The following is a 21980-nucleotide window of genomic DNA, read 5'->3' as shown; positions in this document are numbered from 1 at the left end:
GTGTTGAACATCATTCGGCTTTAACGGATACTGCCGCATTTTCCAAGCATCTCTAAAACGTAGCGAAAACGGCTCAAACGAAGTAGGAAACAGGCCAAAAGCAGTGTTTACCGGGGGTAAACGCCGCTCACAACCGAACTCCAGCCAAGGCTGTCCGACTGCAGTAGTTTTCAAGAGATGTTTTTCAGGGGCTAAAAGTCCTTTTTCCTTAGGGGTGAAACACCTTGGCCAAGATTCTCGTGGTTACATCCGGCAAGGGTGGTGTGGGTAAGACCACCACCAGCGCCGCTATCGGTACCGGCCTCGCTCTGCGCGGCCACAAAACAGTGATCGTCGACTTCGACGTGGGCTTGCGTAACCTCGACCTGATCATGGGTTGCGAGCGCCGCGTGGTGTATGACTTCGTCAACGTGGTAAACGGCGAAGCCAACCTGCAACAGGCACTGATCAAAGACAAGCGCCTGGAAAACCTCTACGTACTGGCGGCCAGCCAGACCCGCGACAAAGACGCGCTGACCGTCGAAGGCGTGGAAAAAGTCCTGATGCAACTCAAGGAAGACTTTGAGTTCGTGGTCTGCGACTCCCCGGCAGGCATCGAGAAAGGTGCCCACCTGGCCATGTACTTCGCTGACGAAGCGATCGTCGTGACCAACCCGGAAGTGTCCTCGGTTCGAGATTCCGACCGCATGCTCGGCCTGCTGGCCAGCAAGTCCCGTCGCGCCGAACGCGGCGAAGACCCGATCAAGGAACACTTGCTGATTACCCGTTATCACCCGGAACGTGTGAGCAAAGGCGAAATGCTCGGCGTAGAAGACGTCAAGGAAATCCTCTCGGTAACCCTGCTCGGCGTGATCCCGGAATCCCAGGCGGTGCTCAAGGCATCCAACCAAGGCGTTCCCGTGATCCTCGACGACCAGAGCGATGCCGGCCAGGCCTACAGCGATACCGTAGATCGCCTGCTGGGCAAGACCGTGGATCATCGATTCCTCGATGTACAGAAGAAGGGATTCTTCGAGCGCCTGTTTGGAGGCAACTAAGCAATGAACCTTTTTGACTTCTTTCGTGCCAACAAAAAGCAAAGCACCGCGTCGGTAGCGAAAGAGCGTCTACAGATCATCGTGGCGCACGAACGCGGCCAACGCAGTACCCCGGACTACCTGCCAGCCTTGCAGAAGGAACTGGTCGAGGTGATTCGCAAGTACGTCAATATCGGGTCCGATGACGTGCACGTCGCACTGGAAAGCCAGGGCAGCTGCTCGATTCTGGAACTCAATATCACCCTGCCAGATCGCTGAGTCGATCCGGCTGGAGCCACGGCGGTTCAGGTTTTCCCGCATTTTGCAGGAGCAAAACTTGCTCGCGATAGCATCACCTCGGTTTATCGGAATACCGAGTTGCCTAAATCGCGAGCAAGCTTTGCTCCTACAGAGAGCGGGAGACCTGAGCCGCCGTTGGCGTTTGTTACGAGGCTGTTTTAATGCCGCTGTCCAATGTCCAAATCATTCATCAGGATGCCGCCGTTCTGGTGGTGAACAAACCCACCTTGCTGCTCTCCGTCCCGGGCCGGGCCGATGACAACAAGGATTGCCTGATTACCCGCCTGCAGGAAAACGGTTACCCGGAAGCCCGCATCGTCCATCGCCTGGACTGGGAAACCTCCGGCATCATCCTGCTGGCTCGCGATCCCGATACGCACCGTGAGCTGTCCCGCCAATTTCACGACCGCGAAACCGAAAAGGCGTACACCGCGCTGTGCTGGGGCCAGCCCGAGCTGGACAGCGGCAGCATCGATTTACCGCTGCGCTATGATCCGCCGACCAAGCCACGCCATGTGGTCGACCATGAGTTCGGTAAAAACGCCCTGACCTTCTGGCGCGTACTGGAACGCTGTGGCGACTGGTGCCGCGTCGAGCTCACGCCGATCACCGGACGCTCGCACCAGTTGCGTGTGCATATGCTGTCGATCGGTCACCCACTGCTGGGCGACGGGCTCTATGCTCACGAACAAGCCCTGGCCGCCTGGCCTCGCCTGTGCCTGCACGCGAGCATGCTCAGCTTCACTCATCCGCAAAGTGGCGAACGCCTGCGCTTTGAGTGCCCGGCACCGTTCTAGTAGCCAATGCCCTCTGTAGGGATTTGCTAGTCAGCAGTCCCCCGCCAATTCTCTGACCAATACGTTAAACTGGCGCCATTGCTGTCTGGAGCTTCTTATGCGCGAAGAGTTGAACCAAGGCCTGATCGACTTTCTCAAGGCCTCCCCTACCCCGTTCCATGCCACTGCCAGCCTTGTTCAGCGACTGGAAGCAGCAGGCTATCAACGCCTGGACGAGCGTGAGCCCTGGTCCACCGAAGCCAATGGTCGCTACTACGTCACGCGTAACGACTCTTCGATCGTTGCGATCAAAATGGGCCGCCATTCGCCGCTGCACGGCGGCATTCGCCTGGTCGGCGCCCACACCGACAGCCCGTGCCTGCGGGTCAAGCCGCAACCGGAACTGCAACGCCAAGGCTTCTGGCAACTGGGCGTCGAAGTGTATGGCGGCGCGCTGCTGGCACCGTGGTTCGATCGTGACCTGTCCCTGGCCGGCCGCGTGACCTTCCGCCGTGACGGTAAGGTCGAGAGCCAGTTGATCGACTTCAAGGCACCGATCGCAATCATTCCGAACCTGGCCATTCACCTCAATCGTGAGGCCAACATGGGCTGGGCGATCAATGCCCAGACCGAATTGCCACCGGTGCTGGCGCAATTCGCCGGTGACGAGCGCGTGGATTTCCGCGCTGTGATCACCGACCAACTCGCCCGCGAGCACGGCTTGAATGCCGATGTGGTGCTCGATTACGAGCTCAGCTTCTACGATACGCAAAGTGCCGCGGTTATCGGCCTTCACGGTGATTTCATCGCTGGCGCCCGCCTGGACAACCTGCTGTCGTGCTACGCCGGCCTGCAAGCGTTGCTGACCGCCGACACCGACGAAACTTGTGTACTGGTCTGCAATGATCACGAAGAAGTCGGTTCCTGTTCTGCTTGCGGCGCCGATGGCCCGATGCTCGAACAAACCCTGCGTCGCCTGTTGCCCGAAGGTGACGAATTCGTACGCACCATTCAGAAATCCCTGCTGGTTTCGGCCGACAATGCCCACGGCGTGCACCCCAACTACGCCGACAAGCACGACGCCAACCACGGCCCGAAACTCAACGCCGGCCCGGTGATCAAGGTCAACAGCAACCAGCGCTACGCCACCAACAGCGAAACCGCCGGGTTCTTCCGCCACCTGTGCATGGCCGAAGAAGTACCGGTGCAGAGCTTCGTGGTGCGCAGCGACATGGGCTGCGGCTCGACCATCGGCCCGATCACCGCCAGTCACCTGGGTGTGCGCACCGTGGACATCGGCCTTCCGACGTTCGCCATGCACTCGATCCGTGAACTGTGCGGCAGCCACGACCTGGCGCATCTGGTCAAAGTGCTGAGTGCTTTCTACGCCTGCCGCGAGCTGCCGTAGATCCCCGTGCAAGAGCTGCCGCAGCCTGCGGCAGCTCCTGCACGGATCGCAGGAAATCCACCTAGACTTCAATTATCCCTTTCGACAAGGCAGTCGCCATGATCTCGCTATCCTCGTTCCACGCCATGCTGATTCCGATTCTTATCGGTATGTTGATGCTGGCAGTCGGCTTCAACTTTCGTGACAAAAATGCCGGCGTACTCGCCATGTGGCTCGGCATGCTGCTGATCCTTGCCACTGTGATCTTCAAGATCCTCGCCAAACTCAACGAATAAATTATCCCCCGACTCGCTTTGAATTTGACGGGCTCGTACACTCGGTCGATCCGCTCACTCTGAGATTGACCGCCTAGTGTCCGCTCGTCTTTTCGCTCTGCCGTGTTTGCTCCTTGTCTGCCTGCTGTCGCTGCTGCCAGTGGCGCCTGCCCAGGCCGTGGGTTTGCCGAGCCTGCTCAACAGCTCCTCGAAAGCCCAGCCAGAAGCGCAGGAGCCCTTGGCTCAATCACTGGACGAAGTGATCAAGTCCCTGGAAAACGATCAGCAACGAAGCAAATTGCTGGCGGACTTGAAGACACTGCGCGATGCCACGAAAAAGGCGCAACCCGTCGCCGAAGAGGGGGTACTGGGCCTCATTGGGGGCACGCTCGCCAGCTTCGAGAAACAATTTTCCGGCGCCGACAGCCCGATTACACGCTGGTCCAACGAATTCGACCAGGCCAAGGACGAACTCACGGCGCGGATACTGCCGGCCAATGAATGGCTGCCAATCATTTTCGCCTTTGCCCTGATTCTGATGCTCTGGAGCCTGCTGGCGGCTGCGTTGATCTGGATCAGCCACCGGGTGCGCATGCGTTTCGGGTTGACCGAAGAACTGCCACAGCACCCCAGGGCCGTGGACATGTTGCGCTTCGCCTTGCGCAAGCTCGGGCCTTGGCTGATTGCCTTGGTCATCACGGTCTACATGAGCTACGCCCTGCCGTCGTCATTGGGCAAAAGCCTGGCGATGGTGCTGGCCTATGCACTGGTGGTCGGCACCTGTTTCTCCGCTATCTGTGTGATCGCTTTCTCCCTGCTCGACGGCCCGCACCGCCACCGTGCCTTGCACATCTTGCGGCATCAGGCGTTTCGACCCCTGTGGCTGATCGGCAGCTTCGCCGCTTTTGGTGAAGCCCTGAGCGATCCGCGATTGATCGAAAGCCTTGGCGTGCACTTGGCGCACACGGCAGCGACGGTGGCCAACGTCTTGGCGGCGCTGTCCACCGGCTTGTTCATCCTGCGATTCCGTCGCCCGATCGCCCACCTGATACGCAACCAGCCACTGTCCCGCCGCCTGACCCGCCGTGCCCTCAGCGATACCATCGAAATCCTCGGCACCTTCTGGTATGTCCCGGCACTGGTGCTGGTGGGCATTTCCCTGTTCGCCACGTTTGTTTCTGCCGGCGACACCAGCACTGCCCTGCGCCAGTCGCTGATCTGCACGGTATTGCTGGTGTTGTGCATGGTGATCAACGGCCTGGTACGTCGCCACTCCCTGAAACCGCAACGCGGGGTCAAACGCCACGCGCTGTATTCCGAACGCTTGAAAAGCTTCTTTTATACCCTTGCCCATTTGCTGGTATGGCTGGCGTTCATCGAACTCGGACTGCGAGTCTGGGGCATGTCGCTGATTGCGTTCACCGAAGGCGAGGGCCATGAAATCAGTGTCAAGCTGTTCAGCCTCATCGGCACGCTGATCTTCGCCTGGCTGGTCTGGATCCTCAGCGACACCGCCGTGCACCATGCCCTCACCCGCTCTCGCAAAGGCCTGGCCAACGCCCGCGCTCAAACGATGATGCCGCTGATCCGCAACGTATTGTTCGTGGCGATCTTCATCATCGCGCTGATCGTCGCGCTGGCGAACATGGGCATGAACGTCACGCCACTGCTGGCCGGTGCCGGCGTTATCGGCCTGGCCATCGGCTTTGGTGCGCAATCACTGGTGGCCGACCTGATCACCGGCTTGTTTATCATCATCGAAGACTCCCTGGCCATCGACGACTACGTGGACGTCGGCGGCCACCTCGGCACGGTCGAAGGCCTGACTATCCGTACGGTGCGCCTGCGGGACATCGACGGCATCGTCCACACCATTCCGTTCAGCGAAATCAAAAGCATCAAGAACTACTCCCGGGAGTTCGGCTATGCCATCTTCCGCGTCGCGATTCCTGCCAACATGGACATCGATAGCGCAATCAAACTCATGCGTGACGTCGGGCAGAAAATGCGCACCGATCCCCTGCAACGACGCAACATCTGGTCGCCACTTGAGTTTCAGGGTGTGGAAAGCTTCGAGTCCGGCAATGCGATCCTGCGCGCCCGGTTCAAGACTGCGCCGATCAAACAATGGGAAGTGTCCCGTGCGTTCAACCTGTCGCTGAAACGACACATGGACGAAGCCGGGATGGATTTGGCTATGCCGCGGATGAGCATTCAAGTGATGACGGCCGGTGGTGGACTGGAGAAGGGGTGATGCTGATCTTAAGTTTCAGTCCCGCCCTGATTAGCCTTCCCATGAATACGCGGCATTAGTATTCAAACGACATCAACGCCAACATGAATCGCATCATGCCGCCAAAACTCCAGATCGCAATCGATCAGCCGCTCATGCTGATCGTAATTGACCCGGGCAATCCGTAAGCCCGGGCTCCCCACCGACACCCGCAAGGCCGCTGCCGCATCCGCGGACAACGCCGTCGGCACAATCTCGAACCGCACCCGCCCGTAATGCAAGTCGTAATGTCGCGCATAAAGTTCGGTAATCGACTGGTTCAAATCAAAGTCCAGGATCCCCGGGAAAAACTGCGGGTTCAGATAATGCTCCACGTACAACACCAGGCGCCCGTCAATGCGTCGCGATCGGCAGATCTGAATCACGCTCGACAGCGCCGGCAACTGCAACCAGGCACAGACCGCCGCCGACGCTGGCTGCAAACGCGCAGAGATCACTTCAGTGGACGGCACCCGCCCCTGCGCGCCGACCATTGCGTGAAAGTGGCTGCGCTGCATCAGGTTATAGGCCAGGCGCGGTGGCGAGACGAACCAGCCCCGGCGTTCTTCGCGATAAATCTGCCCCTGAGCCTCCAGCTGCAACAACGCCTCGCGCACTGTAATGCGCGTCGTACCGAACAACTCACTGAGCTTACGCTCGGCCGGCAGCTTGCTGCCAGGCGTCAGCAACCCATGGTCAAGTTGCTCCTGCAGCACTTGGCCGATGGCTGTCACCGCTTTTGTTGCCTCGTCGCGCATCAACGTTACCTATCTGGACTAGACCAGCACTGTTTCGGGGCAGAACCGCGCTGTAAATCGGCTCTGTCTACGTCCTGTAAGCGTAGGCAGTGCAGATGACTGAGAGATGACAAGTCTGGGGACGGGTCATCTGCAGGGCGCGTTGAAATCCGTGCAATACATCTGCCAAGTGCTTGTACTGCGGGCATTTGCCAATGGTCTACGCTTACTTGGCAGCCGTCAGTACCGGGCAAATAAAACGCCTGTCGGGCGACGAACGACATCAAAGTGTCATCCAGCCCCCCTAAATTGGCTCAGGTATTGCTGACCTAGACCAACACAAACCGCAATCGCAGCGTTGAACACGACCCAAGGAGCTTCGGAATGAAACAGTTTTTCCTGGCATCACTGTTAGGCTCGACCATTGCCATGTGCACCGCCGCCATGGCGGCTGATGATCTGAAAACCCTGGAAGCCGCTGCGAAAGCGGAAGGCGCAGTCAACAGCGTCGGCATGCCCGATGACTGGGCCAACTGGAAAGGCACCTGGGAAGACCTGGCCAAGAAATATGGCTTGAAACACATCGATACCGACATGAGCTCGGCCCAGGAAATTGCCAAGTTCGCCGCGGAAAAAGACAACGCCAGTGCCGACATCGGCGACGTCGGCGCCGCCTTCGGCCCGATTGCGGTCAAGCAAGGTGTGGTGCAACCGTACAAACCGTCCACCTGGGACCAGGTACCCGACTGGGCCAAGGACAAGGACGGCAACTGGGCGTTGGCCTACACCGGCACCATCGCCTTCATCGTCAACAAGAAATTGCTGCACGGTTCCGAAGTACCCACCAAATGGGCAGACCTCAAGTCTGGCAAATACAAAGTGTCCATCGGTGACGTGAGCACCGCGGCTCAGGCAGCCAACGGCGTACTGGCCGCAGCACTGGCCAATGGCGGCGACGAGAAAAACCTGCAGCCTGCGTTGCTGATGTTTGCCGATATCGCCAAGCAGGGTCGCCTGTCGATGGCCAACCCGACCATTGCCACCATGGAAAAAGGCGAGATCGAAGTCGGTGTGGTCTGGGACTTCAATGGCCTGAGCTACAAGGCCAAAATGGCCAACCCGGATGACTATGTCGTGCTGATCCCATCCGATGGCTCGGTGATTTCCGGCTACACCACCATCATCAACAAATACGCGAAAAACCCGAACGCCGCCAAGCTGACCCGTGAGTACATCTTCAGTGACGCCGGGCAGATCAACCTGGCCAAAGGTAATGCCCGTCCGATCCGTGCCGAACACATCACGTTGCCCGAAGACGTGAAAGCCAAGCTGCTGCCAAACGAGCAGTACAAAAAGGTCACGCCGATCAAGGACGCGGATGCCTGGGAGAAAACGTCCAAGGCCTTGCCGCAGAAGTGGAACGAAGAAGTCATCGTCGAAATGAAGTAATGCGTGATCTGTAGGAGCGAGGCTTGCCCGCGAAGCGGCACTGACAGTCAACATCCCTGTTGGCTGAAAGTCCGTCTTCGCGAGCAAGCTTCGCGCCTGCGGGTTTCGCTGATATTCATTGTTTTGCGGAGTCATCGCCCCTATGAATCACAACGTCATCCTTGTGGTGCTCGACGGCCTCAACTACGAAGTCGCCAGCCACGCCATGGGGCACCTGCAAGCCTATGTCGGCGCAGGACGCGCAGCGCTCTACAAGCTGGAGTGCGAATTGCCGGCCCTGTCCCGCCCTCTGTACGAATGCATCCTGACCGGCGTCACGCCGATCGACAGCGGCATCGTCCACAACAATGTCTCGCGCCTGTCGAACCAGCGCAGCATCTATCACTATGCCACTGACGCCGGGCTGAAAACGGCTGCGGCGGCATACCACTGGGTCAGTGAGTTGTACAACCGCTCGCCGTTCGTGGCGGCGCGTGATCGTCACACCGACAACCCCGACCTACCGATCCAGCACGGGCATTTTTACTGGAACGATCATTATCCCGACTCGCATCTGTTCGCCGATGCCGAAAACCTGCGTTTGCGCCATGCGCCGAATTTCCTGCTGGTGCACCCCATGAACATTGACGACGCCGGGCACAAGCACGGCCTCGAAACCGCGCAATACCGAAACAGCGCGCGCTCCGCCGACATCATCATCGCCGACTATCTGCAAGGCTGGCTCGACGCGGGTTATCAAGTGCTGGTGACAGCCGATCACGGCATGAATAACGACCGGTCCCACAACGGCCTGCTGCCCGAGGAACGCGAAGTTCCGCTGTTCGTGCTCGGTGATGCCTTCAGTCTCAATGCCGATGCCGTCCCGAAACAGACGCAAATCTGCGGCACCGTCTGCGAGCTGCTGGGCGTCCCCCACGACAAACCTGTGTGCCGGGAGCTGCTCAAGTGAATGCCATCACTCGCGGCAAATGGCTGGCGGCTTTGTGCCTGGTGCCCTTCGCTCTGTTCTTTATCGTGTTCGAAATCGCCCCGCTGGTGTGGGTGATGATCAACAGCCTCGAATCGGAAGAATTCGGCTGGGGCCTGGCCAACTTCACCAAGATTTTCAATTCGAAGTTCTATTTGCAGGCAATCCGCTACAGCCTCGAGATCAGCTTCTGGTCCAGCGTATTCGGCATCATCATCGCGGTGCTCGGCGCTTATTCACTGCGTCGGGTCGATTCGAAACTGCGCAACTTCGTCAACGCCTTCGCCAACATGACCAGCAACTTCGCCGGCGTGCCCTTGGCTTTCGCGTTCATCATCCTGCTCGGCTTCAACGGCAGCTTCACCATCATGCTCAAGCAGGCCGGGATCATTCAGGACTTCAACCTGTATTCGAAAACCGGGCTGATCATCCTCTACACCTATTTCCAGATCCCGCTCGGCGTGCTGCTGCTCTACCCGGCGTTCGACGCCTTGCGCGAGGACTGGCGCGAATCCGCTGCGCTGCTGGGCGCCAATGGCTGGCAGTTCTGGCGCCACATCGGCCTGCCGGTGCTGACCCCGGCATTGCTGGGCACCTTCGTGATCCTGCTGGCCAACGCCCTCGGCGCCTACGCCACGGTGTATGCCCTGACCACCGGCAACTTCAACGTGCTGCCTATCCGGATCGCGGCAATGGTATCCGGTGACATTTCCCTCGACCCCAACCTCGCCAGCGCCCTGGCCGTGGTGCTCGTGGCGTTGATGACCCTGGTGACCATCGTGCATCAGCTGCTGTTGAAGAGGAGCTACCATGTCTCGCGCTGAATTGGGACCTATCGGGGTCTACCACAGGGTGGTGGTCTACCTGCTGTTCGCGATCCTGCTGCTGCCATTGCTCGGCACATTCATCTACTCGATCTCCAGCAGTTGGTCGGCGACCATTCTGCCCAGCGGCTTCAGTATCAAATGGTACGTGCAATTGTGGAGCGACCCGCGCTTTCTCAGTGCTTTCGGCCAGTCGCTGCTGGTCTGTGTCGGTGCACTGGTCCTGTCGGTGGTACTGATCCTGCCGCTGCTGTTCGTGGTGCATTACCACTTTCCAAAACTCGATGCGCTGATGAACATCCTGATCCTGCTGCCCTTCGCGGTGCCGCCAGTGGTGTCGTCGGTCGGTCTGTTGCAGCTCTACGGCTCGGGGCCGTTCGCCATGGTCGGCACACCGTGGATCCTGATCGGTTGCTACTTCACTGTGGCATTGCCCTTCATGTACCGGGCGATCACCAACAACCTGCAAGCGATCAACCTGCGTGACCTGATGGACGCCGCGCAACTGCTCGGCGCCAGCACCTTTCAGGCGGCATTCCTGGTGGTGCTGCCGAACCTGCGCAAGGGCTTGATGGTGGCATTGCTGCTGTCGTTTTCGTTCCTGTTCGGTGAATTCGTGTTCGCCAACATCCTCGTCGGCACCCGTTACGAAACCCTGCAGGTCTACCTCAACAACATGCGCAACAGCAGCGGACATTTCACCAGTGCGCTGGTGATTTCCTACTTCTTCTTTGTGCTGGTCTTGACCTGGATTGCCAACATCTTGAACAGGGACAAAAGCGAATGAGCTATGTCAGCGTCCAACATCTTCAGAAAAACTACGCAGGCACCACGGTGTTCAGCGACATCAACTGCGAAATCCAGAAAGGCGAATTCGTCACCCTGCTCGGCCCGTCCGGTTGCGGCAAATCGACCCTGCTGCGCTGCATCGCCGGACTGACCTCGGTAGATGGCGGCAAGATCCTGCTTGATGGCATCGACATCGTGCCGCTGAGCCCGCAAAAACGCGGGATCGGCATGGTGTTCCAGAGTTATGCGCTGTTTCCCAACATGACCGTGGAACAGAACGTCGCCTTCGGTTTGCGCATGCAAAAGGTCAACTCGGACGACAGCCAGAAGCGCGTCGCTGAAGTATTGAAGTTGGTAGAACTGCAAGATTTCGCCGCCCGCTATCCCCATCAACTGTCGGGGGGCCAGTGCCAGCGCGTCGCCCTTGCCCGCTCGCTGGTGACCCGCCCTCGCCTGTTGCTGCTGGATGAACCGCTGTCGGCGCTCGATGCGCGAATTCGTAAACACCTGCGCGAACAGATCCGTCAGATCCAGCGCGAACTGGGCTTGACCACGATTTTCGTCACACATGATCAGGAAGAAGCGCTGACCATGTCTGATCGGATTTTCCTGATGAATCAGGGAAAAATCGTACAAAGCGGCGATGCCGAAACCCTCTATACAGCGCCGGTCGATGTGTTCGCCGCCGGGTTCATCGGTAACTACAATCTGCTGGATGCCGAGAGCGCGACGAAGCTGTTGCAGCGGCCGATCAATCATCGAATCGCGATTCGCCCGGAAGCCATCGAACTGAGCCTCAACGGTGAACTCGACGCGCAAATACGCAGCCACAGCCTGCTGGGCAACGTGATCCGCTACCGCATCGAAGCCCGCGGCGTAGAGCTGGTGGTGGATGTACTCAACCGCTCGGCCTCCGATTTGCATCCCGATGGTCAGCGTCTGGCGCTTTCCATCGATCCGACGGCCCTGTGTGAGGTAGCCTGATGACCTTGCTGACGTTGAAGAGAGAACTGCACTGATGGCCCTGGCAATTTTTGATCTGGACGAAACCCTGATCCACGGCGACTGCGCCTCGCTGTGGAGCGAACAAATGGTCCGCCTCGGCTGGGTCGATGGCGAATCCTTCCTGCGTCGCGACAAGGAACTGATGGACGCCTACGGCCGAGGCCACCTGGCGATGGAAGACTACATGGCCTTCAGCCTGGAGCCATTGATCGGTCGTACACCGGCTGAGGTCGAACACCTGGTCGGCCCATGGGTGGAAGACTTCATCGAACCGATCATCTTCAGCGACGCCACCAAGACCATCGCCGCGCACCGCAAGGCCGGCGACCGCATCCTGGTGATCTCGGCCTCCGGCACGCACCTGGTGGCGCCGATTGCCGAGCGCCTGGGCATCGACGAGATTCTCGGGATCGAACTGGAGGTGGCCCACGGTGCTTACACCGGCAACACCGTCGGCACCCTGACCTACCGCGAAGGCAAGATCACCCGGCTGCTGGAGTGGCTGGATGCAGAAGAGGAAAACCTTGAAGGCGCGAGTTTTTATTCCGATTCACGCAATGATTTGCCGTTGTTGCTGAAGGTGGATTTCCCACATGTGGTGAACCCGGACCCGGTGCTGCGTGAACAGGCGGAAAAAGCCGGCTGGCCAATCCATATCTGGAAGTAACCCGCTCGTGTAGGAGCAAGGCTTGCCCGCGATTCAGGCGACTCGGTATGTTTGGCAGACCGTGTCATCGATCATCGCGGGCAAGCCTCGCTCCTACGGGGGTTATCAGGTCAGGCTTTCATCAATCACCAACACCAGCTTCCCAGCCACCGTGTTGCTCGCCAACTCGGCAAACGCCGCTTCGGCATCCTTGATCGGGAAGGCCTTGGCCAGTTGCGGGCTCAACCGGCCTTCAGCAAACAGCGGCCACACGTGCTGGCGCAGATCACTGAACAGATCCGCCTTGAACTGATCATCGCGGCTGCGCAGGGTCGAGCCCAACAGTTGCACACGCTTGGCCAGCACTTGCGCCAGATCAAGCCTGGCCTCACGGCCGCCCATCAACCCGATCAGCACCCAGCGCCCATCCAGAGCCATAAGCTTAAGGTTCAGCGCCGCGTAATTGCCTCCTACCGGGTCGAGGATGACATCGAACGGCCCCAGATCGCTCAAGCTCTCGAGATTGCCGCTACGGACCACACCGCCCTGGGCGCCAAGCTTTTCGCAATAGGCCAGCCGTTCGGCAGAACCGACACTGACCCAGCACGGATTTCCGAACGCCTTGCACAGCTGAATGGCAGCTGAACCGATTCCACTTGCTCCAGCGTGCAGCAGGACTTTTTCCCCTGGCTTGAGTGCAGCGAGTTGAAACAAATTCAACCAGACCGTTGCATACACTTCTGGCAACGCTGCCGCCTCTGAGAGCGACATTTCGTCGGGTACCGGCAGCACGTGCCGTCCGTCGACAACCACTTCCTCGGCCATCCCGCCCCCGGCCAGCAAGGCGCAAACCCGATCGCCGACTTGCCAGGAAGAACCCGGCCCGACCTCGCTGATCACGCCCGAACACTCTAGACCGAGCACCTTGCTGGCCCCAGGTGGTGGCGGATACAGCCCTGCCTTCTGTAATAAGTCGGCACGATTGAGTCCCGCAGCCGACACCCGGATGCGAACTTGTCCTACATCACACGCAGGACTCGGCTCTTCAAGCCACTCCACTTGACCGTCAACGCCTTGCAATGCTTTCACAGTGCCTCCATAGTGAGTCTGGACTGAGCCCGAAGCTGTAGCGCCGGGCTTTTTGCATTATGCGACCGGCCCTTGTGGAACCGGCGACTTCAAAGACGGCCTAATATGCGTTATCAATTGTCCCCGCGTCGAATCAACATGAAGCGTTTGTTCCCCAGCACTGCCCTCGCTCTTTTCATCGGTATCGGCCTGCTGCCGATGTCCGGCAACACTTTCGCAGCCAACAGCTGGGACAAGCTTCAACCTGATCGTGACGAAGTCATCGCCAGTCTGAATGTCGTGGAACTGCTCAAGCGTCATCACTACAGCAAACCACCGCTCGATGATGCGCGCTCGGTGATCATCTACGACAGCTATCTCAAATTGCTCGACCCGTCGCGCAGCTATTTCATGGCCAGCGACATTGCCGAGTTCGACAAGTGGAAGACCCAGTTCGACGACTTCCTCAAAAGCGGCGATCTAAACGCCGGGTTCACCATCTACAAGCGCTACCTGGACCGCGTCAAAGCGCGTCTGGACTTTGCCCTTGCCGAGTTGAACAAGGGTGTCGACAAGATTGACTTCACCACCAAGGAAACCTTGCTGATCGATCGCAAGGACGCGCCTTGGCTCAAGTCCACCGCAGAACTCGACGACCTGTGGCGCAAGCGCGTCAAGGACGAAGTCCTGCGCCAGAAGATCGCCGGCAAGGATTCCAAGCAGATCCAGGAAACCCTGACCAAGCGCTACAAGAACCAGTTGGCGCGTCTGGACCAGACCCGCGCGGAAGACATCTTCCAGGCGTACATCAACACCTTCGCCATGTCCTACGACCCGCACACCAACTATCTGTCGCCGGATAACGCGGAAAACTTCGACATCAACATGAGCCTGTCCCTCGAGGGCATCGGCGCCGTGTTGCAGAGTGACAACGACCAGGTGAAAGTCGTGCGTCTGGTGCCGGCAGGTCCGGCCGACAAGACCAAGCAGGTCGCACCGGCCGACAAGATCATCGGCGTTGCCCAAGGCAACAAGGAAATGGTCGACGTGGTTGGCTGGCGTCTGGATGAAGTGGTCAAGTTGATCCGTGGTCCGAAAGGCACCGTGGTGCGTCTGGAAGTGATTCCGGCCAGCAATGCGCCGAACGACCAGACCAGCAAGATCGTGCCGATCACCCGTGAAGCGGTGAAGCTTGAAGACCAGGCGGTGAAAAAATCGGTCCTCAACCTCAAGCAGGATGGCAAGGACTACAAGCTTGGCGTCATCGAGATCCCGGCTTTCTATCTGGACTTCAAGGCGTTTCGTGCCGGTGATCCGGACTACAAGAGCACCACGCGCGACGTCAAGAAACTGCTGACCGAGTTGCAAAAGGACAAGGTCGACGGCGTGGTCATCGACCTGCGCAACAACGGCGGCGGTTCCTTGCAGGAAGCGACCGAGCTGACCAGCCTGTTCATCGACAAAGGCCCGACCGTACTGGTGCGTAACGCCGATGGCCGCGTCGATGTGCTCGAAGATGAAAATCCGGGTGCGTTCTACAAAGGCCCGATGGCGTTGCTCGTCAACCGTTTGTCCGCCTCGGCGTCGGAGATTTTTGCCGGCGCCATGCAGGACTACCACCGCGCGCTGATCATTGGCGGCCAGACCTTTGGTAAAGGCACCGTGCAGACCATTCAGCCGCTGAACCATGGCGAACTGAAGCTGACCCTGGCCAAGTTCTACCGGGTTTCCGGCCAGAGCACCCAGCATCAAGGCGTACTGCCGGACATCGACTACCCGTCGATCATCGACACCAAGGAAATCGGCGAAAGCGCCCTGCCGGAAGCCATGCCGTGGGACACCATCCGCGCGGCGATCAAGCCTGCGGTCGACCCGTTCAAGCCGTACATCACCCAGCTCAAGTCCGAGCATGATGTGCGTACCGCCAAAGACGCCGAGTTCGTGTTCATCCGCGACAAGCTGGCCCTGGCACAGAAGTTGATGAACGAGAAAACCGTCAGCCTCAACGAAGTCGAGCGTCGAGCCCAACACGCCGACATCGAAGCCAAGCAACTGACCATGGAAAACATCCGTCGCAAGGCCAAGGGCGAAGAGCCGCTCAAAGAGCTGAAGAAAGAAGACGAAGACGCCATCGCGGCCGAGCAAGACAAGACCAAGCCGGAAGACGATGCCTACCTGAGCGAAACCGGGCGCATCCTGCTGGACTACCTCAAGCTCAACACGGCGGTGGCCAAGCACTGAGTGTTTAACAGCAACTGATGGCAATTTAATGCTGACGCTCCGCGGAGCGTCATCAAACAGTCATCAATCTGTCGTGAAATACAGGGCTGGGCGTGCTCTCTTTACCGAGAACACGCCCAGCCCTTTTTTTATCGCCAGAGACCGCCATGACCACAACCGAACAGCTGAGTGCGTTGAGCTCAATTCTGACTCAAGGCGGTTTGCACAGCCTGTTCCAGCCCATCATCAGCCTCTCTGAGCGACGAATTCTCGGCTACGAAGCCCTCAGCCGCGGGCCGTCGAACAGCCCGCTGCACTCCCCCATCGCGTTGTTCGCCGTCGCCCGCCAGGCCGGTCGCTTGAGCGAACTGGAAATCGCCTGCCGGCAGAGTGCCTGCCGACGGTTCAACGAACAGCAATTGCCCGGAAAACTGTTCCTCAACGTTTCACCCGAATCCCTGCTCGAGGCCGCGCATCAACCGGGTCGTACCCTGCAATTGCTGCAGGATTTCGGCATCCCGCCGAGCCAGGTGGTGATCGAACTCACCGAACAGGCGCCCATCGACGATTTCCAGTTGCTGCAAACCGCCCTGCATCACTACCGGGCGATGGGTTTTTCGATTGCCCTGGACGACTTGGGTGCAGGCTATTCAAGTTTGCGACTGTGGTCGGAGTTGCGACCCGATTACGTGAAAATCGACCGACATTTCATCGACGGTATCCATCAGGACGCGCTCAAACGCGAGTTCGTCGGTTCAATCCTGCAAATCGCCAAGGCCTCACGGGCGCAGGTGATCGCTGAAGGTATCGAATTGCCGGAGGAACTGGCGGTACTGACCGAGATGGGCGTCGATCTGGTTCAGGGCTATCTGCTGTGCCGACCGCAGGAGCATCCACCCAAGGATGCCCGGCCCCTGATGCCAAGACAGGACAATGCCACCGTGGCGCTGAACGATGAAGCCAGCGACCTCAGTGCCCTGCTCAACGACCAGCCGGCAGTGGGCCGCGACACACCGACCGCCACGGTCCTGGAGGCCTTCCGTCGCCAGGCCAATCTCAACTCGCTGGCGGTGCTGGACGAACAAGGCCAACCCTGCGGCATCGTCCATCGGCATTCGCTCTCCGACGCGCTGCTCAAGCCGTTCGCCACTGACCTGTTCGCCCGCAAACCGATCAGCCGCTTGATGAACGATGACTTCCTGGCCGTCGAGATGAGCCAGTCGCTGCAACAGGTCAGCCGCCTGATCACCAGCCGCGCTCGGCAACGTATAGAAGAAGACTTCATCATCACCCTCAACGGCAGCTACCTGGGCCTGGGGCGGGTGATCGACGTGCTCAAGCTGATTACCGAGCTGAAAATCCAGCAGGCTCGCTACGCCAATCCGTTGACCCTGTTACCGGGTAACGTGCCGATCCAGCAATGCCTCACACGGCTGTTACAACAGCAACGCGAATCGGTGATCTGCTACGTCGACATCGACAGCTTCAAACCCTTCAACGATATCTATGGCTACGGCCGTGGCGATGAAGTCCTGCTGTGCCTGGCGCAATGCCTTAACGACCGGGTCGATCCGTCACGCGATTTCGTCGGGCATATCGGGGGAGATGACTTTCTACTGGTCCTTGGCCCGGAAGATTGGGGCCGACGGCTGAACCAGCTTCTGGACGACTTCCAGAGCCAGTGCCGCCGCTTCTACCGCGCCGAACACCTCGAAGCCGGCTGCTTCATCGCCCCCAACCGCCAGGGCGTGCGCCAGGAATTCCCGTTGCTTTCACTGTCCATCGGCGTGGTGCACCTACATCCAGAGGCCTGCGGAGAAATCGATGCCAGCCAATTGGCGGAAATGGCCTCCCAAGCCAAACATCACGCGAAGAACGTGCCGGGGTATAGCGTGCATGTGATTGATAGCCTGGCGGTGCCTACACCGGAAAGCGCACTTCTAATGGGACAGAGCTGACTGCTCCGACGCTATCGCGGGCAAGCCTCGCTCCTACAGGGTCCTGTGGCGCCTGCAGTTTTCGCAAACGACACCCCCCTGTAGGAGCGAGGCTTGCCCGCGATGGCGTCGGAGCAGGCAACTTCCAAGCAATTGCTACCGCATCGGTTCATGAAAACCGCTAGAACTTGGAGGGAATTTCCTAGGGCGTCGTCGGGAAAGTTTCGTAACACAGCAAAAAGCCTTCATCACCACAAAGTTTGATCTTCGGCGCATGCTAAAAGCAGGTCTTCTCTCCAAACCTCTTGCGCTAATTCGTACACGTCTTGAAAAAATTGCCGAGGACTTTCCAACCCATACCACTCTTCGCGAGGCCAACTCGACGCTATGCCCTCATCGATTTCGAATGACGTCTGGAAGTCGAAATTACTATCAGACAATTTTTCCGCAAGGAACTCCACCAATACAAACTTATGTCTATATGATAGGCAATCCAAATTTAAACAATAACCACGTATCAAACTCTCTCTATCGGCCTTGTTATCTGGGTCGTAAACTCCAAGCTCTACACCTCTGGTTTCTTCGCGATCATAAACATTAAACCCACCAATGAACCACATGAGATCAGGCTCAAATTTTTCATCAACGAAAGGTTCTCTCAACATTACTTTTTCTCCGAGGGAAAAGCAGTATAGGGTCTTGATGGATCTTTTTTATCAAACTTTACTTCAAACCAATTCAAATTTTCATTTAGGTTAGGATTGTTAGGGTCTTTTTTGTTTGGCCTGTAGCCACGACCTGCCCCAGGAAGCTCCATTCTTACAATGGGATCTTTGTTATGGTCTTGTCCCGTGTGCGGAAGCAATCCGAGTTGTGCCCTAGACATAGCCTTATTCAGCGCGCTCAGATGAACACGCCAACTACTGAACTGCGAACTTAAATTCCCTCTTGCGAGCTTGGGGACTTTCCCGGTATGTGGGTCAGCGCCATTTATAGCGCGTTGTTTAAGCGCTTTCTCAGGTATTTCAGAGCTGTGCTTTTTAATAGTGTGCATATCATATTTCTCTTCATACTCTTCAACCCGCCGCTTAGCATTCGCTTCAGCCAACTCATCAATCCTTTCACGCCGCCGCTCAGCCGTCATCTTCGGCAGCTGCGGCTCACCCTCATCAACTTTAACGCCACCAACACCATCCGGCACCGAACAACCCGGCCTATTCGCCCCCGGGCAATTCCCGCTCAACCCCAACGGATCCACCCACCCCGTCGGATTCGGCGTATACCGATACGGGTTCAACCCGCCGGCCAGCTTCACCGGGTCCGGTGTCAGGTAGCGGCCGGTGTCGGGGTGGTAGTAGCGGTGGCGGTTGTAGTGCAGGCCGCTTTCGGGGTCGAAGTACTGGCCCTGGAAGCGCAGCGGTTGCTCCAGCTGTTCGCCGTGGCTGTGGCTGAGCTGGCTGACTTTGCCGTAGGCGGTGTAGCGGGCCGACCAGACGATCTCGCCGCTGTAGTCGGTGAGTTCCTGCGGGGTGCCGAGGTGGTCGAGTTGGTAGTAGAACGGGCAGGCGTGTTTCGGGCCTTGGCCGTCGAGCATCGCCAGCGGGCGGAAGCTGCCCGGTTCGTAGAGGTAGCTGCGGTAGTGGCTTGGGCTGCTTTCGGCGATCACTTGATCGCCTTGCCAGAAAAATTCCGTGGTCTGGCCGTCGACGGTCTTGCTGATGCGTCGGCCGAAGGCGTCGTAGCGGTAGGACGTTTCGCGGCCGTCGGGGGCGGTGAAGCCGATCAGGCGGTGCTGGCTGTCGTAGCGGTATTCGCGCAGGTCCTGGCCGCGGCGTTCGCCGATCAGGTTGCCGAAGGCGTCGTAGCGGTAATGCCGGTCGGCGTGGCGCAGCAGGCGGTTGCCCTTGAGGTGCCAGGGGCCGGGGCGGTCGTGGATCAGCAGGTTGCCGGCCGGGTCGTGAGTGAAGTGTTCCGGGTCCTGCCCGCGGGCGTGGCGCACGTGGGTCAGGCGGTCGAGCGGGTCGTACTGGTAATCGCGCTGGCCGTGGCGGGTGTCGGCGACCTGTGCGAGGTTGCCGTTGGCGTTGTAGGCGTATTCGCGACGGTACAGCGGACGCTGCTGCTGGCTGACGGCGTGGGCCTGCAAGCGCCCCTGGTCGTCGTAGGCAAAGTCGCTGTGCAGCACACCGTGCTGGCGCTGCTGTTCGCGACCGCCGACAAAGCGGTGGGTGGTCAACCGCGAGCCGTTGAGGTCGATCGCCGTCAGTGCCCCGCCTTGGGCGCGGTGATACGTGAGGCGGCTGTTGTCCGGCAAGCGCAGGTGCTGCAACTGGCCGCCGGCGTCATAGCCATACCGCAGGGTGCCCCAGCCCTGATGCTCGGTGATCAGCCGGTCGTGGGCGTCATACTCGAACTCCAGCGGATGGTCCTGACCGTCGTCGACGCTGACCAGCCGCCCCAATCCGTCGTAGCGGTACTCGACCTTGGTCCCGTCGGGCAGGGTCTTGACCAGCAGGCGCCCGGCGCTGTCACGCTGGTAAGCGGTAATGAGCTGCGAGCCGTCATCGCCGAACTCGGTTTTCTCCAGCAACTGGCCGTTGAGGTCGTAGGCGTAGGCGGTGCGCCGCCCGTCGAAGCCGGTTTCCTGTCGGATCAAGCCCGTGGGCGTGTAGTCCAGCCGATAGGTGTCGCCGACTTCGTTTTCGATCTCGGTGAGCAGCAGCTGGGCGTGCTCGTAGCGGTACTTGAGCGTGCTGCCGTCGGGGTTGATCCGCCGACTGACCAGGTGCAGGTCGTCGGCGTATTCAAAGCGGGTGACCCGCCCCAGTTCATCGGTTTCAGTGGTGATCTGGCCGTAGGCGTTGTAGCTGAAGGCGCGGCTGGCGCCTGTGGGAAACGTGGTCTGCAGCAGTCGGCCGACGGCGTCCCACTGGTAACGCGTAATGGCACCGGATTCATCCTGAACCGTCGTCCGGCGCCCCCGCGCATCGTAGGCATACTGCCGGTGTGCACCGTCGGGCAGGGTTTCGCCGAGCAACTGGCCGAGGCCGTTCCACTCGAACACATGCCGGCTGTGGTCCGGATACCGGATCGTCAGCAGCCGTCCCTGCGCGTCGTACTCGTGGTAGGTGCTCTGGCCGTCGGGGTCGATCAGCCAGGTCAGATCGCCCTGGGCGTTGCGTTGATAGGTCCACTTGGCCTGGCCGCGATAACGGGCATGCAGGAAACCGTTGCGGTACTCGTAGGACGTCGGCTCGCCTTCCGGCGGAATCAGCGCGATCAGCCGCCCGACCTCGTCGTAGCGGTATTCAGTGACCGCACCGAGGGTGTCCTGCTCGGCGATCAAACGACCCTGGGCGTCATAGGCCTTGCGCTGTTCGCCACCGTCGGCCGCAACCCGCCGCACCAGGCGCGCGCGGTCGTCGTGGGCGTAGGTTTCTTCGCTGCCGTCGGCGTGCCGGAGCCGCACGCTGCCGTCGTCGCCCCATGCGTAGCGCGTGTCCATCTGGGCAAACGAGGCCCAGTGGCGGATGCAGCGGGCGGCCTTGCCGGAGTTTTCCCACTCCCAATAGAAACTCGCACCCCCGGCCAGCTGCCGTTGCAGGATGACGTGTTGTTCGTCGTAGTCGTAGCGCTCGCTTTCGCCGGCGGCGTTGCTGGCCTCGATCAAGCGCCCGCGGGCGTCATAGCGGTAGCTGACCAGCGTCTGCTCGGTGCGCCAGACCGGCGGCTGATCGCCCGAACAATCAAAACGCTGGTAGTCGACGGCGATCAAATGGCGACGCTCATAACGCAGCAGCAAGCCACGTCCGGCGCCGTTATCCAGACGCTGGATGCGCTGGGAAATGTCGCGCTGCACGGTCAGACGATTGCCATAGGCATCGCTGATCGCACTCAGGCGCCCGCCGACAAAGTGATAAAAGCGCGCCGCCTCACCGGCCAGGGCGACGATCAGCTCTTCGGGCGCATCACCGAGGTAAATCGCCGCCCGCGACAGGCTGTTGTGGATCGCCGGGCGGGCCGCGCTGGGCAAGGGAAACGGCGTGCGGCGGTTTTCGGCATCAACCCACACCACCGTGTCGCCGTCGATCTCCAGGCGCTGGCCCAGCGAATGGCTCCAGCCAAAGCCCAGGCCGCTGTCGATCTCCACCGCGCTGGTGCGATACAAACGGGTGAATTCGAACGGCAGCAGCCCGTCCAAAGAACCGTCGGTCAGGGTCAGCAGTTCTTCGCCGGTGACCAGCGACACCGGGCAGCCATGGGTGGCGGTGCGGTCGGCGGCGTCGGCGCTGTCGCCGTTGGGGTTTTTCGC

Annotated in this window: 18 protein-coding genes; 14 read left to right on the top strand and 4 right to left on the bottom strand. The window is 59.4% G+C overall.

All coding sequences use genetic code 11. The features are described 5' to 3' along the window. Positions 1-224 precede the first annotated feature (224 nt). From minD to D8U18_RS19385, 6 genes are all read left to right on the top strand, one after another. A complete protein-coding gene (gene minD, locus D8U18_RS19405) occupies positions 225-1037 on the top strand; it encodes a septum site-determining protein MinD (protein WP_007974946.1) in 813 nt (270 codons plus the stop codon). 3 nt (positions 1038-1040) lie between these two features. After that, positions 1041-1295 (top strand): cell division topological specificity factor MinE, encoded by a 255-nt coding sequence (gene minE / locus D8U18_RS19400; RefSeq protein ID WP_007974947.1) that lies wholly within the window; start codon positions 1041-1043, stop codon positions 1293-1295. Between the two features lie 182 nt (positions 1296-1477). After that, a complete protein-coding gene (locus tag D8U18_RS19395) occupies positions 1478-2113 on the top strand; it encodes an RluA family pseudouridine synthase (RefSeq protein WP_056853851.1) in 636 nt (211 codons plus the stop codon). A 97-nt stretch (positions 2114-2210) separates the two neighbouring features. Next, positions 2211-3500: a M18 family aminopeptidase gene (locus D8U18_RS19390; protein ID WP_056853852.1), complete on the top strand. Its 1290-nt coding sequence runs from the start codon at positions 2211-2213 to the stop codon at positions 3498-3500. A gap of 98 nt (positions 3501-3598) precedes the next feature. Then, positions 3599-3775: a hypothetical protein gene (locus D8U18_RS28775; protein WP_177336566.1), complete on the top strand. Its 177-nt coding sequence runs from the start codon at positions 3599-3601 to the stop codon at positions 3773-3775. A 76-nt stretch (positions 3776-3851) separates the two neighbouring features. Beyond that, the gene (locus D8U18_RS19385) at positions 3852-6008 is read left to right on the top strand and encodes a mechanosensitive ion channel domain-containing protein (protein ID WP_131108189.1); all 2157 of its coding nucleotides are present in this window, start codon (positions 3852-3854) and stop codon (positions 6006-6008) included. Between the two features lie 62 nt (positions 6009-6070). Here the strand turns inward: D8U18_RS19385 and D8U18_RS19380 are convergent, their stop codons facing one another. Continuing rightward, positions 6071-6784, bottom strand: coding sequence for a UTRA domain-containing protein (locus tag D8U18_RS19380; protein WP_056853854.1), 714 nt, complete (start codon positions 6782-6784; stop codon positions 6071-6073). Positions 6785-7147: 363 nt separating this feature from the next. On the opposite strand from D8U18_RS19380, the gene D8U18_RS19375 reads away from it, so the two are divergent. The 6 genes from D8U18_RS19375 (at position 7148) to D8U18_RS19350 (ending at position 12464) form a co-directional block, all read left to right on the top strand. Next, complete coding sequence (locus D8U18_RS19375; protein WP_056853855.1) at positions 7148-8212, top strand: ABC transporter substrate-binding protein; 1065 nt, start codon at positions 7148-7150, stop codon at positions 8210-8212. A 142-nt stretch (positions 8213-8354) separates the two neighbouring features. Then, positions 8355-9161 (top strand): alkaline phosphatase family protein, encoded by an 807-nt coding sequence (locus tag D8U18_RS19370; protein WP_130905389.1) that lies wholly within the window; start codon positions 8355-8357, stop codon positions 9159-9161. Beyond that, a complete protein-coding gene (locus tag D8U18_RS19365) occupies positions 9158-10003 on the top strand; it encodes an ABC transporter permease subunit (RefSeq protein WP_056853857.1) in 846 nt (281 codons plus the stop codon). Before D8U18_RS19370 ends, D8U18_RS19365 begins: the two co-directional genes overlap by 4 nt. After that, entirely contained in the window at positions 9990-10790 is an 801-nt protein-coding gene (locus D8U18_RS19360) for an ABC transporter permease (RefSeq protein ID WP_130905388.1), read from the top strand. Before D8U18_RS19365 ends, D8U18_RS19360 begins: the two co-directional genes overlap by 14 nt. Beyond that, positions 10787-11776 (top strand): ABC transporter ATP-binding protein, encoded by a 990-nt coding sequence (locus tag D8U18_RS19355; RefSeq protein ID WP_130908570.1) that lies wholly within the window; start codon positions 10787-10789, stop codon positions 11774-11776. Before D8U18_RS19360 ends, D8U18_RS19355 begins: the two co-directional genes overlap by 4 nt. A gap of 34 nt (positions 11777-11810) precedes the next feature. Further along, the gene (locus D8U18_RS19350; RefSeq protein ID WP_056853860.1) at positions 11811-12464 is read left to right on the top strand and encodes an HAD family hydrolase; all 654 of its coding nucleotides are present in this window, start codon (positions 11811-11813) and stop codon (positions 12462-12464) included. 105 nt (positions 12465-12569) lie between these two features. Here D8U18_RS19350 and D8U18_RS19345 read toward each other — a convergent pair whose 3' ends face one another. Continuing rightward, a complete protein-coding gene (locus tag D8U18_RS19345) occupies positions 12570-13532 on the bottom strand; it encodes a zinc-binding dehydrogenase (protein ID WP_131108188.1) in 963 nt (320 codons plus the stop codon). A gap of 138 nt (positions 13533-13670) precedes the next feature. On the opposite strand from D8U18_RS19345, the gene D8U18_RS19340 reads away from it, so the two are divergent. Next, positions 13671-15752: a carboxy terminal-processing peptidase gene (locus D8U18_RS19340; protein WP_162250573.1), complete on the top strand. Its 2082-nt coding sequence runs from the start codon at positions 13671-13673 to the stop codon at positions 15750-15752. A 146-nt stretch (positions 15753-15898) separates the two neighbouring features. Next, entirely contained in the window at positions 15899-17689 is a 1791-nt protein-coding gene (locus D8U18_RS19335; RefSeq protein ID WP_131108187.1) for a bifunctional diguanylate cyclase/phosphodiesterase, read from the top strand. A 227-nt stretch (positions 17690-17916) separates the two neighbouring features. Here D8U18_RS19335 and D8U18_RS19330 read toward each other — a convergent pair whose 3' ends face one another. Next, complete coding sequence (locus D8U18_RS19330; RefSeq protein ID WP_131108186.1) at positions 17917-18333, bottom strand: hypothetical protein; 417 nt, start codon at positions 18331-18333, stop codon at positions 17917-17919. Beyond that, positions 18333-21980: RHS repeat-associated core domain-containing protein (locus tag D8U18_RS19325; RefSeq protein WP_131108185.1), on the bottom strand; the 3648-nt coding region annotated here is incomplete at its 5' end. The genes D8U18_RS19330 and D8U18_RS19325, both read right to left, overlap by 1 nt.

The sequence above is a fragment of the Pseudomonas sp. Sample_10 genome, from assembly GCF_004321495.1.
GTDB lineage: Bacteria > Pseudomonadota > Gammaproteobacteria > Pseudomonadales > Pseudomonadaceae > Aquipseudomonas.
The sequence above is the reverse complement of the archived record's forward strand: the minus strand, read 5'-3'. Positions and strand labels throughout refer to the sequence as shown.